Origin of the sequence: Arthrobacter sp. GCM10027362 (assembly GCF_042679445.1) — a bacterium.
Taxonomy (GTDB): Bacteria; Actinomycetota; Actinomycetes; order Actinomycetales; family Micrococcaceae; genus Crystallibacter.
Window position 1 is genome coordinate 1 of record NZ_JBHTML010000034.1, and the last position, 15,513, is coordinate 15,513.

Below are 15,513 nucleotides of genomic sequence, written 5' to 3' on the forward strand. Positions count from 1 at the left end.
CCCCGGTGCCATGGAGGCGACCAACCTGGGTGCCTACCTGGCCGGGGCCGACGACGCCGGGTTCCGCCGGGCGCTGGCCGCCCTGGTCTCCGTGCCCGGTTTCCGTCCCTCGGTCACCCGCTGGGCACGGGCGGCGGCCGCCGTCCTGGCCGGCCATCCCGGCGGGACAGTCAGCCTGGGCATTCCCACCTGGCACTACGGGCATGAGCCGCCGAACCTGTTCGCCACCCACATCGCCAAGTTCTTTGCCAACTCCATCCGGGAAGCGGTGCTGCTGCAGCGGTGCACCGCCGGCACCGTCTTCCTGCCCGGCGCCGGCGGCACGGTGCAGGAAATTTTCCAGGACGCCTGCGAAAACTACTACGCCACCGAGGAACTCGTCTCGCCGATGATCCTGGTGGGGCGGCGGTACTGGACCGAACAACTGCCGGTCTGGCCGCTGCTGCGCGCGCTCGGCGAGGGCCGGGCAATGGCCGGCCGCCTCCACCTGGTGGACTCCGTCGACGAGGCTGCAGCACTCGTGGACGGTTGAGCGGGGCGCGAGGGCCCCGCCAGGAGAGCGGCCAGGGGTCCCCGTGCCCCAAGAGAGCAGCAGGGGTCCCCGCGCGCGGAGCGTGTGGGGAAGCTGCGAACGGCGTGCGGGGTGGCCGTGAACGGGCGAAGCCGACCGGTCCAGGCCTTCCCCCGGCTGGCAAGCTCGCCGCGGGGCGCGCAGCCTGAACCTTGCGGGAGGAACCCAGTCCCTAAAGCTCCGGCACGCACGGGCCCCGGCCCAGCAGTTCCAGCCCGGTCAGGTCGCCGTTGCCGAAGTCGGTGATGTCGCGCCGGGCCTCGGTGTTCATCAGCTGTGTGGGATCCTCGACGTGGTCCAGGCCCACCAGGTGGGCCAGTTCGTGCATGATGATGGACGCCGCGGCCGCTTCGCCGCCGGCGGTGGCCAGCAGGTCGCGGAACTGCGGTCCGTCCAGCTCAACCTGCCCGGAGACGTAGGCGGCGGTGCCGCCGTGCGCGGCCCACGCGCTGCCGCCCATGCCGATGGTGTCCCCGGCCATGGCCGGGCTTTCCTCGGGCGTGGTCCAGGCGATGAGCACCGGCGCCCACCGGTCCCCGTAGCGCTGCGGCTGGTACGCCGGGCGGTCGGCGCTGGGCGGTTCGGTGGTGCGGCCCTCGTGGACGAACTGCAGCCCGGTGGCGGCGGCCACCCGGTGCACGGCGCGCTGGATGAGTGCGCCCCCGCCCGGCGGCGCACCCTGCTCCCGGATGACGTAGCGGATCGGGCGGCACGGGTCGTAGGCCACGTGGCGCTGGTTCCGCAGGCCGCTGTCGAGCAGCCGGTAGCTCTGGCTGCGCGCGCGCAGCGGTGCCGGCGAGGACAGCGGCGAACTGGAGGCACCGATGCCGGGCGGCGGGTAGTTGCGTCCGATCCGGCCGGCTTTCGCGGCCGGATCGCTGAACGGAAACGAGCGGTCCGCACCGCCGCCCCCGAGCAGGACACGGGACGCGGCGTCCGGGTTGGCAAGGCAGAACAGCGCGCCGGCGGCCAGCACCAGCAGCATGGCGGCCGCGAAGAGCCTGGCGGCCGGAACCTGCGGCAGACGGCGCATGCTGCCCCCTCGAAATCGGCGGGTTGCTCCAGCGTAGCGGCAGCCGCCGCCGCAGGTAAGAGGCGGCGTCCCTCGGGTCGGACGCGAGGATCAATCCCGGCCGGCCGCCGTCCTCGGACTCAGCCCAGGCTGGTGCCGAAGGCCAGTCCCAGCAGGTAGGTCGCCAGCGCGGCGCCGAAGCCGATGGCCAGCTGGCGGAAGGCGCGTTTGGCCGGGGAGGCTCCCGAGAGCAGGCCGACGATGCCGCCGGTGCACAGCAGCGCCAGGCCCACCAGCAGCAGCGAGACCAGGACCGCCGCCATACCCTGCAGGCCGAACATGTACGGCAGGATGGGCACCAGTGCCCCGGCGGCGAAGAAACAGAAGCTGGACACCGCCGCGTTCCAGCCGGAGCCGATCTCCTCGTATTCGTTCTCGTAGTATTCCGGCGGCTGCAGGGACAGGCTCGGGTCGCAGTCGCAGTCCAGGTGGCCCAGGCGCTCGGCGGCCCGGTGCTCGGCCGCCTCCTGGCTCATGCCGCGGGCGCGGTACAGCAGCACCAGTTCGTTGGCGTTCAGGTCCAGGTCCGGTGCGGCGGCCAGCGAGATCTGGGTGGGCTTGGTGGCGTTCAGCAGCTCGCGCTGGGAACGGACGGAGACATACTCGCCGGCACCCATCGACAGTGCCCCGGCCAGCAGGCCGGCGATGCCGCTGAACAACACGAAACCGCTGGACACACCGGTGGCGCCGATGCCCATGATCAGCGCCAGGTTGGAGACGAGCCCGTCATTGGCGCCGAAGACCGCGGCCCGGAAGCTGCCGGAGAGCCGGGCGCGGCCCCGGGTGGCCAGGCCGCGGATGACCTCCTCGTGGATCAGCTCGTCCGCGGCCATGGCGTTGGTGGCGGCCGGCTCCGAGCTGTAGGGGGAGCGGCCCTCGGCCCGCTGGGCCAGGGCCATGACGAAGACCGAGCCGAAGCAGCGGGCCAGGAAGCGCAGCAGGATGCGCCGGGCCGAGGGCCGGACCGGCCGGTCGGCGTGCTCGCCGAGCAGGTCGATCCAGTGCTGCTCGTGGCGGCCTTCCGCCTCGGCCAGCTTGAGCAGGATCTCGCGTTCCTCGCCGTCGCGGCGCTGGGCGAGGTCGCGGTAGATGGCAGCCTCCGCGCGTTCGTCGGCGAGGTAACGGCGCCACTTCCTGAGGTCGGCGTCCGACGGTGCGGACTGCCGGGGCGGTCTGGGGGAGAGGGGGGTGTGGTCCACTCAGGCTCCTGGTCGGGACCGGAGGCAGCGGGAACAGACTCCGGTCAGTGTGCGGCAACTGACCGAAGGTCTCGCTCGCCCGGACGATGCCGGGTGGACTGCCGGGCCGGATCCATGCGGCCAGTATGTCGACAGGCCTCCACGCCCAACGCCGGTTCCGTGGACCGGGGGGCGGTGGAGCTACTCCCCTTCGCAGCCTCCATCATACCCCGGGCAGCCGCCCCGCCCCGGTAAGAAACATTTGGTCAGCAGATGTCCCCTCCCGGCATTAATTGGGCAGGCCCGGGTGTCCGTCCCCGCCGCCGTCCATGCTCCTGGGCTTCGGGCAGGGAACCGGAAATTTCCCGAAGGGTTCATGTACTGGCCAATTTCCCTCGCGGGAGGACATCCGTTGACCAAAATTTTTGACAGGGCGGGGTCTAGGATAGGTCGGTGACTACCTCAGAGACACCGCAGCCTGATCCCGGGCGCGGTCCCTTCGCGGCCAAGCTGCTGCGCGGCGGCACGGAGCCGGACCCCCGGTTCACGCTGGCCAACGAACGGACCTTCCTGGCCTGGATCCGGACCTCGCTGGCGCTGCTGGCCGGGGGGATCGCCGTGGAGGCGTTCACCTCGGACCTGTTCATCCCCGGCATCCGCAAGACCGTGGCCATCATGCTGCTGCTGCTGGCCATGGCGCTGGGCGCCGGTGCGTTCTTCCGCTGGCTGGGCGTGGAACGGGCCATGCGCCAAAAGGCGCCGCTGCCGCTGCCGGTGCTGGCCCCGCTGCTGGCCGTGGGCGGGGCACTGGTGGCCGCCGTCCTGGTGGTGTTTGTCTTTGTCCGGGGCAGCTGAGTTGGGAGCGGGCCGCCGATGAGGCGTGCCCGGGAGCCGGGCCCGGTCCATTACGACGCCGGACTGCAGCCCGAGCGCACCAGCCTGGCCTGGGGCCGGACCACCCTGGCGATGGTGGTCGCCGCCGTCATCTTCCTGCGCTGGGCGCCGCACCACGGCTGGTTCGTGGGCGTGCTCATTGCCGTTACACTCGTGGCCGCGCTGGCACTGAACCTCACGCAGAAGCGGCGCTATCACCGGGCAGTCAGGGGCATCGCGGCGGAGTCCGTGCAGGCCGATGTGATGGCGGTCCTGTGGACCGCCGTCAGCGTGGTGGTGCTCGGTGCGCTCGGCATCTTCACCGTGCTGTTCCTGCCGGTCAACGGCTAGGCCCGGCTTAACGGCTGGACCCGGCCGGCCCTGGATAAGGACCTGCCGGGTCATCAAGCCGGGACCGGGCCCGGGCCAATCCCTAGCGGGCGTGCACGTCCTCCGGTCCTTCCACCGGGACCTCCTCCGTGATGGCGCCGGCCACCCGGCGGTCCCAGGCGGTCCTGGTCTCGGGATCCGTCGGCCTGCTCAGCAGCGAGACCGCGACGTAGGCCGCCAGCGCCGCGATGAGGCCGTAATAGATCGGCTCGTTGGCGTAGATGCCGTCGTACTGGTGCGCGGCGTTGACCTCCAGGACGATCATGGTGGCCAGCGTGACCACGGTGCCGGCGGCCATCGCGGCCGCGGCGCCGAGGCCGGTGCCGCGCTTCCAGAGCAGGCCGCCGATGATCGGGATCAGCAGGCCGCCGACCAGGATGTCGTAGGCGATGGTCAGCGCCGCGACCACGTCCTGGACCACGATGGCCAAGGCGATGACCAGCACGCCCAGGGCCAGCACGTACCAGCGGCTGCCCTGGACGTCATGCTCCGGGTTCCCGGCATGTCCGTGGTGCACCGGCTTGCCGAACCAGGAACGGACGAAGGGCACCACGTCCGCCTTGGCAACGGTGGCGGCGGCAATCAGGGCGCCCGAGGCGGTGGACATCATTGCGGCCACCGCGGCGGCCAGCACGAGGCCGCCGACGCCGATCGGCAGGATGGTCATTGCCACGTCCGCGTACACATCGTCCTTGACCTCGATGTTGGGCAGCACCACGGAGGCCGCCATGCCGATCAGCGCGCCGGCCACCCCGTAGAGGATGCAGTACACGCCCGCGGTGGTTCCGCCCCAGCGCGCCACCTTCGGGGTGCGCGCGGTGAAGACGCGCTGCCAGATGTCCTGCCCGATCAGCAGGCCGAGGGTATAGACCACGAAGTAGGTGATGATGGTCTGCGCCCCGATGCCGGTGATATTGAAGAAGGATTCGTCCACGCGCTGGCGGATCCCGTCGAGCCCGCCGGCCTGGCTCCAGGAGAAGGGCAGCATCAGGAAGAACACGCCGATGGTCTTGATCACGAACTGGGCCATGTCGGCCAGCGTGATCGACCACATGCCGCCGACGGTGGAGTAGATCAGCACGATCGCCCCGCCGACGGCGATGGCCAGCCAGCGCTCCCAGCCGAAGAGCACCACCAGGATGGTGGCATAGGCGCCGGTGGAGGTGGCGCAGAGCATGAGCGTGTAGGCGAGCATCACGATGCCGGAGGCCTTGGTGGCGCTGACCCCGTAGCGCAGGGTGAGCATCTGGGCCACGGTGTAGATCTTCAGCCGCTGCAGGGTGGGGGCGAAGAACAGGCTCAGCACCAGCACACCGGTGCCGATGGCCACCACCAGCCACATGCCGGAGAGGCCGAATTTGTAACCCAGGCCGACGCCGCCGACGGTGGAGGCCCCGCCCAGGACGACGGCGGCCATGGTGCCGGTGTAGAGCAGGCTGCCGAGCCGGCGGCCGGCGACCAGGTAGTCGCTGTTGTCCTTGGTGCGGGACTTGCCCCACCAGCCGAAGAGCAGCATCGAGACCAGGTATGCGACCACGATGCCGGCATTGAGAATCTGTCCATCCATGGGGGTTCCTGCTTTCATGACTCAGGAAACGAATTTGCCTTACAGGCAACAAGTGTTGAGTGCTAGGCTAATTGTGAGGCCCCGCACACGTCAACCGCCGGTTAAGCTCGAAGGGTGCGCCGCGGGGCGGCGGCAATCTGCGAGAAATGGGGATGAATCGTGAAGGCACTGCCAATTGAGCCGAGCAATGCGCCGCTGGCCATCGGTTCGCGGATCCGCGCCGCCCGCCAGGGGCAGCGGATGACGATCGAGCAGGTTGCCGAGTCCACCGGGCTGACCAAGGGCTTCCTGAGCCGGGTGGAGCGTGACCTGACCTCGCCCTCGGTGGCCTCGCTGGTGACGCTGTGCCAGGTACTCTCGATTCCCATCGGCGACCTGTTCGTGGATCCGGAAACCTACCTCACCCGCCGGGGTGAAGGCCCGCGGATCAGCCTTGGCGGCGAGGGCATCCGCGAGGAGCTGCTCACCCCGCGCCATGAGCGCCGCCTGCAGATCATCAAGGCCGTGATCGCGCCGGGCGGCCACGGCGAATCCGAACTGTATGCCGTGGACTGCGACGTGGACGTGCTGCACGTGGCCTCCGGCCGGCTCGCCGTCATGTTCACCTCTGAGCGCTACGAGCTGGAGGCGGGCGACACCCTTACGTTCCCCGGGCGCGAACCGCACACCTGGGCCAACGAAACGGATGAAGAGGCCGTGGTGGTCTGGACGCTGGTGCCGGCGGCCTCGCGCTGACGGGCCGGTCTTGACGGACGCCTCTCCCACATTTAGCCTGAGCAGCAACACTTGATGCATATCAGGCAACTTTTGCCACGGAGGGAACGGCCATGGAAGAACTTCGGATCGAGGCCAACGGACACCTGGGACCCATCGATTCGTCCCGCGTCCCGCGCTTTGCCGGGGCTGCGACGTTTGCGCGGCTGCCCCGGCTGGACCAGGTCAAGAAAGCGGACGTCGCCGTCGTGGGCGTGCCGTTCGACGCCGGGGTGTCCTACCGGCCGGGCGCCCGCTTCGGCGGCAACCACGTGCGCGAGGCCTCGCGGCTGCTGCGCCCGTACAACCCGGCCTGGGACGTGTCCCCGTTCGAGGCCGCGCAGGTAGCCGACGCCGGCGACATGGCGGTGAACCCGTTCAACATCCATGAGGCGATCGAGACGATCCAGGCCAACGCCCTGGAGCTGACCGCGGGCGGGACCAGGCTGGTCACCCTGGGCGGGGACCACACCATCGCCCTGCCGCTGCTGCGGGCCGCGGCCGAGCGCGCCGGGTCCCCGGTGGCCATGCTGCACTTCGACGCCCACCTGGACACCTGGGACACCTACTTCGGCGCCGAATACACCCACGGCACCCCGTTCCGCCGGGCCTTCGAGGAAGGCATCCTGGACACCGAGGCCATCTGCCACGTCGGCACCCGCGGCCCGCTCTACGGCAAGAAGGACCTCGACGACGACCACCGCTTCGGCTTCGGGATCGTCACCAGCGCCGATGTGTACTACCAGGGCGTGGCCGAGACCGTGGCCAAACTGCGGGAGCGGATCGGGGACCGGCCGCTGTATGTGTCCGTGGACATCGACGTGCTCGATCCGGCGCACGCCCCGGGCACCGGCACTCCGGAAGCCGGCGGGATCACCAGCCGGGAACTGCTGGAGATCCTGCGCGGGCTGCGCGGACTGGACCTGGTCGGCGCGGACGTGGTGGAGGTCGCCCCGGCCTACGACCACGCCGAGATCACCGGCGTGGCCGCCAGCCACACCGCCTACGAGCTGGTCACCCTGCTGGCCGACAACACCGTCCCCGGCGACCGCCACGGCCAGGCCACCGGCTACGCGCCCCAGTCCCTGGACCGCCGGCCTGCGGCTGCCGTCTCCGCGGGCCGGGACGAGCAGGAGAGCTTCGAGTGACGGCCCGGGAATCCGGCGCCCGGCGCAACGGCGGGGACCTCGTCGTCGAAACCCTCGGCGCCCTGGGCGCGACGACGGTGTTCGGCATCCCGGGCCAGCACGCCCTGGGCCTGTTCGACGCGCTCTCCCGGTCCACGCTGCGTTTTGTCTCCTCGCGCGTTGAGAACAACTCGGCCTTTGCCGCCGACGGGTTCTCCCGGGCCACCGGCGAGGTCGGCGTGCTGTTCCTCTCCACCGGCCCCGGGGCGCTGACCGCGCTGGCCGGGCTGCAGGAGGCCTACGCCACCGGCGTGCCGATGGTGGTGGTGGCCAGCCAGGTCCCGCTGGAGGGACTGGGCGCGCGGCGCAAGGGCATGCTGCACCAGCTCGACGACCAGAAGGCCTCGGCCGCCAACGTCACCAAGAGCCAGCGGCTGATCCTGCACGCCTCCGGCATTCCCTCGGCCATCCAGGACGCCTGGACCGAGGCCGTCTCCTCGCCCGCAGGCCCGGTCTGGATCGAGATCCCGCAGAACGTGCTGCTGGACCCGGTGATCGTGCCGCCGGTGGAGGACGCGCTCGCCGAAGCGGCGGACAATCCGCCGCGCACCGAGCTGGTCAAGGAGGCGGTGAAGTGGCTCGCCGCCGCCGAGCGCCCGGCCATCATCGCCGGCGGCGGGACCCGGCGGGGCAAAGCCGAACCGCAGCTGCTGTCGCTGGCCGAAAAGCTGCGCGCCCCGGTGGTCTGCACCCCCGGCGGCAAGGGCGCCTTCCCCTGGAACCACGAGCTGTCCCTGCAGTCCTGGATCGAGGACCGGTACACCACCGAGATCCTGGAAGACGCCGACGTGCTCCTGGTGATTGGCTCTTCGCTCGGGGAGGTCACCAGCAACTACTTCACGATGGAGCCGCGCGGGCGGATCATCCAGATCGACGCCGAGCCGCGGGTGCTCGAAGCCAACCGGCCGGCACTGGGAATCCGGGCCGACGCCGGCCAGGCGCTGGCAGCGCTGGACACGGCCCTCGACGCGGCACCGGCGGGCACACCGGCGGCCAACTGGCACGGCGTGCCTCCGGAGGCGCTGGTCAAGGAGACCCTGGCCAGGATCCAAGCCCGCCTCGACAGCCAGGACCTGGCAGCCGAACGCCGGTTCATGGCGGAGATCCGCGAGGCGGTGCCCGACGACATGCAGACCTTCTGGGACATGACCATCGCCGCCTACTGGGCCTGGAGCTGCTGGGATGCCCGCGGCGGCCAGTTCCACTCCGCCCAAGGCGCCGGCGGACTCGGCTTCGGCTTCCCCGGGGCCATCGGCGGCGCCGTCGGGCTGGCCGCCCGGGACCGGCCCGCGCGCGTGCTGGCGGTCTCCGGCGACGGTTCGGCGATGTACTCGATCAGCGAACTGGCCACGGTGCGCCAGCACAACCTGCCGGTCACCTGGCTGATTGTCGACGACGGCGGCTACGGCATCCTGCGCGAATACATGGTGGCGGCCTTCGGCAAGGCCACCGCCACCGACCTGGCGCGGCCGGACTTCGTGCGGCTGGCCGAGTCCTTCGGTGTCCCGGCCCGCCGGGTGAAGCCGGCGGAAGTGGGCCCGGCACTGACCGAGGCACTCGCGGCTGACGGGCCGAACGTCGTTGTGGTCGAAGCCCGGCTGAAGATGTTCGCCCCCACGCACATCCAGCCGTAGGGACCGCGGTTGGCGCCTGCGGGCCTTCCGCCGCCCGCTCCACCCGCTACACTGCATTCAGGCGGCGCTCCCGCCGCCTGAATGCGGCCGTCTAGCCCAACGGGGGTACCATGTCCGATCAGACGCCCCGGCCCGAAGATCCCGGGGCCGGTGATCCGTACGGCGGCAGGGAGGGCAACCGCGCCGGTACCGGTCCTGGTGCCGGGCAGCCTTGGGACCAGGTGCACTCCGCTCCCTACGGGACACCCCCGGCCCCGCCGGCCTATGGACCGCCGGGCTACGCGACGCCGGACTACGGCTACCAGGCCCGGCCGAAGTCCGGCCTGGCCGTCACGGCGCTGGTGCTGGGCATCGTTGCGGTCGTTTTCGCCCTGATCCCGGTCATCGGCATGCTCAGCCTGATCCTCGGGCTGCTCGCCCTGGTCTTCGGCATCGTTGCGCTGGTGCAGCGGCAGAAGAAGTCGCTGGCGGTGTCCGGCATGGTGCTCGGCGTGCTGGGTATCCTCATCGCCGGGGCGGTCACGGCGTTCCTGACCTACTTTGTGGTCCGGACAATGGGGGACCACACCGTCAGGTACCGGGTGACGACCAGCGCGCCGGCCACCGTCACCTACTTCAACGGCAGCCAGACCGTGGACCGGCAGGTCAGCGGCAACTGGGAGGAAGAGTTCCGCTACACCGGCCTGCCGATCGGGGCGGTCACGGTTTCCGTGCCGGACGGCCATGCCAGCTGCGAGGTCGTCCTGGACGGGCAGCGGATCTCCAGCAATGCCGGCAACGGGCGCGTCGAGTGCATTTCGGCTGGTCCGGGGGACCAGGGCCGCCGCTGACGCGCCCGCCCGCGGGCACGCGTCGGCGCACTTTCAGGCGCGGGCGAGTCCACCGAGCCTGCTGCCGGCGAATGCGTCCAGCAGCGCCGCGGGGCTGGCGTAGATTTCGACGGCGCCGGCCTCCCGCAGTTCGGCCTCGCTGGTGGCGCCGCAGGTCAGGCCGATGGTTGGGATCTTGAGTTCGGCGGCGGCGAGGACGTCCCAGACGGCGTCGCCGACGAAGACCGCGCCGGCGGCCTGCAGGCCGCCGGCCCGCAGCGCGGCCTCGAGGATGTCCGGGGCCGGCTTGCTCCGCTTGGCATCGGAGGAACTGGTCGCGGCCGCCAGCCAGGCATCGGCGTCGACCACGCGGCGCAGCACCGCCAGCTCTTCCTGCCTGGCCGAACTGGCCAGGACGGTCCCCAGGCCCGCCTCGGCGCAGCGCCGGATCAGGTCCCGGGCGCCGTCGAGCGGGCGCAGCGACGGCCAGAAGGTGGAAAAGACCGCCGTATGGGTTTCCTCCAGCAGCCCGTCATCCTCCGCATTGCGATGATTGCCCAGCAGGTGGGCGATCAGCCTCCTGCCGCCCATGCCCACGGCACGGTGGATGGAGGCCATCGGGATGTCATGGCCGCACCGGCGGAAGGCCTGCCACCAGGCCAGCGTGTGCAGGTAGTTCGAGTCCACCAGCGTTCCGTCGACGTCGAAGAGGACGCCGCGCTTGCGGTCGGACTGCTGCTCCATGGCTGCTTCCTTTCGATCGGCGGTCCGCTACCGCGGCTGGGGGATCCGGGCATCCGGAGCCTGCGCCCCGCCCAGGAAGGCGATCAGCCGCTCCTCAAGCGGGGCCAGGTCCGAGGTTTTCTTCAGTTCGCACTCCCAGACGGTCAGCACGTCCCAGCCCGCCTCCCGCAACGCGGCATTGGCGGCGGCGTCCCGTTCCGCGCTCCGGGCGCGCTTTGCCTCCCAAAACTCCACGTTGGACGAGGGCCCGTGCCGGCCCACCCTGCAGTCGTGCAGGTGCCAGAAGCAGCCGTTGACAAAAATGACTTTCCGCCGCCCGGCGAAGACCAGATCCGGCTTGCCCGGCAGCGTGCTGCCTGCGGCACTGCCATGCAGGCGGTAGCGGAAGCCCCGGGCATGCAGCAGCCGGCGCACCACCAGTTCCGGCTTCGTGTCCTTGCCACGGATCCGGGACATGTTCGCGCTGCGCTGCTCGGGCGTGAACACATCGGCCATGGTCCAAGTCTATGGGCCAGCCCACGCGGGCGGGGCAGGCAGGCCTTGACAAGGCCTCCGCCCCAGGTCCTCTGTAGAAGGTACCCATCCGGAACCGAAGCCAATCATGCTGGAGGAGGCGGGAACGATGGTTTTTGCGTTCAGCCAGGACCTGCCCGTGGACGACGACACCTACCGGCGGGTCGTGGAAGCCATGGGGACGGAGCCCTTCGACGGACTCATCCTGCACCTGTGCATGCGCAAGGACAGCGGCGGACTGCGCTATATCGACGTGTGGGAATCCGAGGAGCAATGCAACGCTGCCTACGCACAGCGGATCCGTCCGGCGGTGGAGCGGGTCCTCGGCGGCCGGCGGCCGGCCACGGAGCCGGAGGCGGCTCCGCTTGAGGTGGTGGATCTCAGGGGCAAGGTCGTCGGCGCCCGGATTGTCGGTGAGGCGGCACCGACGCGTCAACCGCCCTACCCCGATCCCGGTTAGGCCCTCACGTAGTCGTGCGGCTCGAGCACGTACTTGGCCGCGGCGCCGGCGTCGAACTCGGCGTAGCCGCGCGGGGCGTCCTCGAGCGGGATGGCGCCGGCCTTGGCGAACTCCACGTCCGGGCCGGTCCCGACCACCTCGCCGGTGATCTCATGCCCCAGGACCAAATCCGCCGGGGCGGTGGTGCGGCCGCGCACCATGTGCCGGTCCGAGCCGCAGATGTTCGTCGCCACCGTCCGCGGGATGGCCCCGTGCGGGACCCTGCGCCCGACGTTGGCGGGGCTGACTCCGGGGCCGTCCCTGAGTTCGAAGGTCGGGTAGCCGGTGTCGATGGCCTCCCCGGTCCCGGGTTCCTTGTCGGCAACGGCCCTGTTTCCGCTCATGGGCGGATCCTCCCCGGCCCTGTGCGGAGCATGGGCGATGGCTCGGCCAACTGCGGCGCATTTCACGCTAGCCCGGATCGGATGACGCGGCCAGAGAGGCCGCCCTTGGGGCGGGATGCGGGGATCCGCCGCGGCGGGCGCCGGGCCAGGTCTTAGAGCCAGCCCTTCGGGTCGACTGCCTTGCCCTTGAGCATGACCTCGAAATGCAGGTGGCAGCCGGTGGAGTTGCCGGTGGTGCCCAGATCGGCGATCTTCTGGCCCTGGGCCACCTGCTGTCCCTGACGCACGCCAATGGCCTGGAGATGGTTGTAGGTGGTCTTTACACCGCTGCCGTGGTCGACCACAATGCGGTTGCCGTATCCATAGGGGCTCGAGGACGCCTCGACTACCTTTCCGGCCTTGGCCGCCGTGACCGGCGTACCGCAGGGATGGGCGAAGTCCAGGCCGTTGTGGAATTCACCGGGAGCGCCCGTGACCGGGTTGATCCGATGGCCGAATCCGGAACTGGTGTTCATTTTCTTCACGGGTGCCGCCAGGCGGGCGCCGCTGGCCGGTTTGGCGGCAGCAGCCTTGCTGGCGACGGAAGAACGGTCGAAAGCCAGCTTCTGCTCCGCCGGGACGCTGACATCAACCGGGGTCATGGCGGCGGCCCGGGCCCCGGGCAGGCCCGAGACCTGGTGCTGCCCCTGGGCCGTGGCCGGGGGGAGCGCGGCGGCTGCAATCATGCCGGCCGCGGCTGCGGCCAGTCCGGCGAAGTTGCCCAACCGCCTCATCGGCGAAGGAGCCTTGTGGGCGCGGTGGCGCCCGCGGGCAGACGAATGCCTGATCAAGGGGGGATCCTCTCTACACGCCTGCGAAGTTAGCTGTCGGATTCGAGAGAGAGTTCGTCTCGGCCAAGTCAGCAGGCGGCGAGCAGGCCGCATCCGCGCTGACGGGCTTCACCCCAAGGCGCCAATGACGCCGACGGTGGTTCCTCCACCCCTGTCCGTGTGTTCTTTGGGCTGGTACGTTGACAGGGTTCGGCGGACGGACCAGGCTGATACCCGCCATGGGGTGTCATTGCAAGCAAATTTACCGAAACGACACGAATCGTTACAAATTTGGAATGGGTGTCTTTGGTCACTAATCCGGCTCAGCCAGCCAGCCAGGCGGGGCTCCGGCCGGAAACCGGATTGCGCTCGCCGGCTGTCACCGGCGTTCCAGCCGGGAAATAAGCCCGGCGGCGGTGCTGGAGCCGCTCCTGCATCCCGGGGGAGGGAAAGCCCGGCTTTCGGAGCCGTTTGCAGCGGCTGCAGGCGGCCACAAAGTTTTCCATGGTGGTGGATCCACCGCCGGACCAGGGATGGAAATGGAGGCCGCGCGTGGCAGCCCGGGGGCACCGGCGCCCGCGTCCGGCCTCCAGTTCGCAGCTGCCGCCGGCGCGGTCCAGTCCTTCGCGGCACTGTTCCTTGCTGAAGTGCCGCCGCGGATCCCTGCGCCGCCTGTCCTGCGAGTTTTGCCTAAGGGTGGCCAGGCCCAGGCCGGCCAGCAGCAGCGCAGGCGGAACGATATTGGCTGGCGGGTATGGTGGCGCTCCGGACCCGCCGGTTGCCGTTGCCGTCAGCAGGCTGGCTCCCAGCCAGGTCGCTGCCAGAACGGCAAGCCAGCGCAGGCCCAGCCGCAACCGGTAGATGCGCCCAAGGTCGGTCATGAATCTTCCCCCAACTTCATGTGCTGCCCGGGACTGCCGGGTGTCAGAGTGCCGCGGCGCCGGCTTCCGCGGTGGCCTGGTCCTCTCGCCGCTGCCGCCGATGGTCCCAGCCACCGTGCCGTTGCGGCCGATCGGAATGCCGCCGGCGAAGATCACGATCCGGCCGCGGTTGCTGCATGGATGCCGTGGGACTGGTTGCCCGGTTGGGCATTGGCGCCCAGGTCCTTGGTCTGGATGTCGAAGGCACGCAAGGTGAAGGCCTTGTTACGTATTAATGGAAAAGTCGATGCTGCCAAACCGTGCGGCGGCAATGATGGTGCGGGCATCGGTGAGAGTGGGTGGGTCCATGATTGCTCCTGAGCTGAATGTGCCGGTGGTGCAAGCGGGCTGACAGGACCCACGCTAAACCCCGGCACTTCGCTCGGGCCAGGGGGCCGGCGGGGCCTGTGGATAAGTCCGCTTCGGAATAAACCTGGAGGGGATAAGGTTTTCCGGTATGGATGCATTTGCATGAAACTGGCAGTGGAAATTGCCGAGTGCCGAACAGTTGAGGAGTTTATGGTGTCGGATCGCAAGATCGTTGTCCTGTCCGCAGGCCTGGGCGTGCCCTCGTCGAGCCGCCTGCTGGCCGACCAGTTGGCCAAGTCCGCCGCCGGCAAGTTCGAGGCCGCGGGCGTTGCGGCGCAGGTGCAGACCTTCGAGCTGCGCGAGTATGCGGTGGACATTGCCAACAACATGGTCACCGGCTATGCCGCCCCGAGGCTGCAGGAGATGATCGACGCCGTGACCGCCGCCGACGCGCTGATTGCCGTCACGCCGGTCTTCAGTGCCTCCTACAGCGGGCTGTTCAAGTCTTTTTTTGATGTCATCGGCAAGGAGTCCCTGGCCGGCAAGCCCGTGCTGCTCGGTGCCACGGGCGGATCGGCCAGGCATTCGCTGGCCTTGGACTACGCCATCCGGCCGCTGTTCAGCTACCTGCGGGCACGGACCGTGCAGACAGTGGTGTTCGCGGCTCCGGAGGACTGGGGTGCCGGAGACGGCGGCACCGCCTTGGTGGGGCGGTCGGACCGCGCCGCCGGCGAACTTGTTGCCCTGGTCGAACAGGCTCCGGCCGTCGAGCAGGGGCGCGGGGGTATTGAGTCGCTGAGCTTCGAGGAGATCCTGGCGCAGGTCGGGCATTAGCGGAGCCGGCGGGCCCTGCCGTGCCGCCGGGGCTACATGCGCTCGGGCTGCTCGCCGAGGTTGAAGTGCCGGCCGCTGATCCGCTCCGGCTTCACCTCGATATAGAAGTCCTTCAGCGTCGGGACCCAGGTCTTGAGTCCGAACGATTCCGCCCTGGCGATCTCCTCGCCGGACTGCAGCACGCGGGCGGTGCCCTTGACGACCACGCTCCAGGCCTCGTCGCTGGTGATGCCGTCCGTCTCGAAGACAACCTTGTCATTGATGGTTACCTCGGCCAGCTTGGTGCCGGGCGCGCTGCGCATCAGCAGCACCCCGTCGTGCACGAGGTAGTTGATTGGGAAGATGTCCGTTTCGCCGGCTGCGGACAGGACGATGCGGCCATGTTTGGTATTCGCCAGCAGCTTCCAGGACTGTTCGTCCGTGAGCTCAAGGATTGGGTCATCATGGTTGAACATCATGGAACCATTTTTCTACAATTCGTAGAAAAATGGGGAGCCGCCGTTGCCA

The 15,513-nt window shown here is 69.7% G+C and carries 15 protein-coding genes, 2 pseudogenes and 1 riboswitch; of the genes and pseudogenes, 9 read left to right on the plus strand and 8 right to left on the minus strand.

The window, feature by feature from the left end; genetic code table 11:
- A pseudogene (locus ACFQ36_RS07580) lies at positions 1-532 on the plus strand (Rossmann fold nucleotide-binding protein); the annotation flags it as partial.
- Positions 533-743: 211 nt separating this feature from the next.
- Here the strand turns inward: ACFQ36_RS07580 and ACFQ36_RS07585 are convergent.
- The gene (locus tag ACFQ36_RS07585; RefSeq protein WP_377012211.1) at positions 744-1,604 is read right to left on the minus strand and encodes a peptidase; all 861 of its coding nucleotides are present in this window, start codon (positions 1,602-1,604) and stop codon (positions 744-746) included.
- A 119-nt stretch (positions 1,605-1,723) separates the two neighbouring features.
- Positions 1,724-2,842, minus strand: coding sequence for a VIT1/CCC1 family protein (locus ACFQ36_RS07590; protein ID WP_377012213.1), 1,119 nt, complete (start codon positions 2,840-2,842; stop codon positions 1,724-1,726).
- 432 nt (positions 2,843-3,274) lie between these two features.
- On the opposite strand from ACFQ36_RS07590, the gene ACFQ36_RS07595 reads away from it, so the two are divergent.
- Together ACFQ36_RS07595 and ACFQ36_RS07600 are read left to right on the plus strand one after the other, a co-directional pair.
- A complete protein-coding gene (locus tag ACFQ36_RS07595; RefSeq protein WP_377012215.1) occupies positions 3,275-3,676 on the plus strand; it encodes a YidH family protein in 402 nt (133 codons plus the stop codon).
- A gap of 18 nt (positions 3,677-3,694) precedes the next feature.
- A complete protein-coding gene (locus tag ACFQ36_RS07600; RefSeq protein WP_377012217.1) occupies positions 3,695-4,045 on the plus strand; it encodes a DUF202 domain-containing protein in 351 nt (116 codons plus the stop codon).
- An 82-nt stretch (positions 4,046-4,127) separates the two neighbouring features.
- Here the strand turns inward: ACFQ36_RS07600 and ACFQ36_RS07605 are convergent, their stop codons facing one another.
- On the minus strand, positions 4,128-5,651 hold the full coding sequence (locus ACFQ36_RS07605; protein ID WP_377012219.1) for a sodium:solute symporter: 1,524 nt from the start codon (positions 5,649-5,651) through the stop codon (positions 4,128-4,130).
- Between the two features lie 159 nt (positions 5,652-5,810).
- On the opposite strand from ACFQ36_RS07605, the gene ACFQ36_RS07610 reads away from it, so the two are divergent.
- The 4 genes from ACFQ36_RS07610 (at position 5,811) to ACFQ36_RS07625 (ending at position 10,055) form a co-directional block, all read left to right on the plus strand.
- Positions 5,811-6,386, plus strand: a complete 576-nt coding sequence (locus tag ACFQ36_RS07610; RefSeq protein WP_377012221.1) for a helix-turn-helix domain-containing protein — start codon at positions 5,811-5,813, stop codon at positions 6,384-6,386.
- A gap of 92 nt (positions 6,387-6,478) precedes the next feature.
- Positions 6,479-7,552, plus strand: a complete 1,074-nt coding sequence (gene speB, locus ACFQ36_RS07615) for an agmatinase (RefSeq protein WP_377012223.1) — start codon at positions 6,479-6,481, stop codon at positions 7,550-7,552.
- Complete coding sequence (locus tag ACFQ36_RS07620; protein ID WP_377012226.1) at positions 7,549-9,225, plus strand: thiamine pyrophosphate-binding protein; 1,677 nt, start codon at positions 7,549-7,551, stop codon at positions 9,223-9,225. The genes speB and ACFQ36_RS07620 overlap by 4 nt, the downstream gene beginning before the upstream one ends.
- Before the next feature lie 110 nt (positions 9,226-9,335).
- Positions 9,336-10,055, plus strand: a complete 720-nt coding sequence (locus ACFQ36_RS07625; protein WP_377012228.1) for a DUF4190 domain-containing protein — start codon at positions 9,336-9,338, stop codon at positions 10,053-10,055.
- A gap of 33 nt (positions 10,056-10,088) precedes the next feature.
- Here the strand turns inward: ACFQ36_RS07625 and ACFQ36_RS07630 are convergent, their stop codons facing one another.
- Positions 10,089-10,778 (minus strand): HAD family hydrolase, encoded by a 690-nt coding sequence (locus ACFQ36_RS07630; protein ID WP_377012230.1) that lies wholly within the window; start codon positions 10,776-10,778, stop codon positions 10,089-10,091.
- A gap of 27 nt (positions 10,779-10,805) precedes the next feature.
- A complete protein-coding gene (locus ACFQ36_RS07635) occupies positions 10,806-11,273 on the minus strand; it encodes a very short patch repair endonuclease (RefSeq protein ID WP_377012232.1) in 468 nt (155 codons plus the stop codon).
- A 127-nt stretch (positions 11,274-11,400) separates the two neighbouring features.
- Between ACFQ36_RS07635 and ACFQ36_RS07640 the strand changes: the two genes are divergently transcribed.
- Positions 11,401-11,751 carry a hypothetical protein gene (locus tag ACFQ36_RS07640; RefSeq protein ID WP_377012233.1) on the plus strand — a complete coding sequence of 117 codons (351 nt, stop codon included), beginning with the start codon at positions 11,401-11,403 and terminating at the stop codon, positions 11,749-11,751.
- 89 nt (positions 11,752-11,840) lie between these two features.
- On the opposite strand, the pseudogene ACFQ36_RS07645 reads toward ACFQ36_RS07640, so the two are convergent.
- A pseudogene (locus ACFQ36_RS07645) lies at positions 11,841-12,134 on the minus strand (alcohol dehydrogenase catalytic domain-containing protein); the annotation flags it as partial.
- Positions 12,135-12,286: 152 nt separating this feature from the next.
- Complete coding sequence (locus tag ACFQ36_RS07650; protein WP_377012234.1) at positions 12,287-12,907, minus strand: M23 family metallopeptidase; 621 nt, start codon at positions 12,905-12,907, stop codon at positions 12,287-12,289.
- A 61-nt stretch (positions 12,908-12,968) separates the two neighbouring features.
- A riboswitch (cyclic di-AMP (ydaO/yuaA leader) is annotated at positions 12,969-13,169 on the minus strand.
- Between the two features lie 1,165 nt (positions 13,170-14,334).
- On the opposite strand from ACFQ36_RS07650, the gene ACFQ36_RS07655 reads away from it, so the two are divergent.
- The gene (locus ACFQ36_RS07655) at positions 14,335-15,006 is read left to right on the plus strand and encodes an FMN reductase (protein ID WP_377012235.1); all 672 of its coding nucleotides are present in this window, start codon (positions 14,335-14,337) and stop codon (positions 15,004-15,006) included.
- A gap of 32 nt (positions 15,007-15,038) precedes the next feature.
- Here ACFQ36_RS07655 and ACFQ36_RS07660 read toward each other — a convergent pair whose 3' ends face one another.
- Positions 15,039-15,464, minus strand: a complete 426-nt coding sequence (locus ACFQ36_RS07660; RefSeq protein WP_377012237.1) for a pyridoxamine 5'-phosphate oxidase family protein — start codon at positions 15,462-15,464, stop codon at positions 15,039-15,041.
- Positions 15,465-15,513 lie beyond the last annotated feature (49 nt).

Excerpts from the sequence above, each read along its gene's own strand:
- ACFQ36_RS07650 (WP_377012234.1), bottom strand. The coding sequence starts at position 12,907 with ATGAGGCGGTTGGGCAACTTCGCCGGACTGGCCGCAGCCGCGGCCGGC.
- ACFQ36_RS07605 (WP_377012219.1), bottom strand. The coding sequence starts at position 5,651 with ATGGATGGACAGATTCTCAATGCCGGCATCGTGGTCGCATACCTGGTC.
- ACFQ36_RS07585 (WP_377012211.1), bottom strand. The coding sequence starts at position 1,604 with ATGCGCCGTCTGCCGCAGGTTCCGGCCGCCAGGCTCTTCGCGGCCGCC.
- ACFQ36_RS07630 (WP_377012230.1), bottom strand. The coding sequence starts at position 10,778 with ATGGAGCAGCAGTCCGACCGCAAGCGCGGCGTCCTCTTCGACGTCGAC.
- ACFQ36_RS07640 (WP_377012233.1), top strand. The coding sequence starts at position 11,401 with ATGGTTTTTGCGTTCAGCCAGGACCTGCCCGTGGACGACGACACCTAC.
- speB (WP_377012223.1), top strand. The coding sequence starts at position 6,479 with ATGGAAGAACTTCGGATCGAGGCCAACGGACACCTGGGACCCATCGAT.
- ACFQ36_RS07635 (WP_377012232.1), bottom strand. The coding sequence starts at position 11,273 with ATGGCCGATGTGTTCACGCCCGAGCAGCGCAGCGCGAACATGTCCCGG.
- ACFQ36_RS07600 (WP_377012217.1), top strand. The coding sequence starts at position 3,695 with ATGAGGCGTGCCCGGGAGCCGGGCCCGGTCCATTACGACGCCGGACTG.
- ACFQ36_RS07660 (WP_377012237.1), bottom strand. The coding sequence starts at position 15,464 with ATGATGTTCAACCATGATGACCCAATCCTTGAGCTCACGGACGAACAG.
- ACFQ36_RS07625 (WP_377012228.1), top strand. The coding sequence starts at position 9,336 with ATGTCCGATCAGACGCCCCGGCCCGAAGATCCCGGGGCCGGTGATCCG.
- ACFQ36_RS07655 (WP_377012235.1), top strand. The coding sequence starts at position 14,335 with ATGAAACTGGCAGTGGAAATTGCCGAGTGCCGAACAGTTGAGGAGTTT.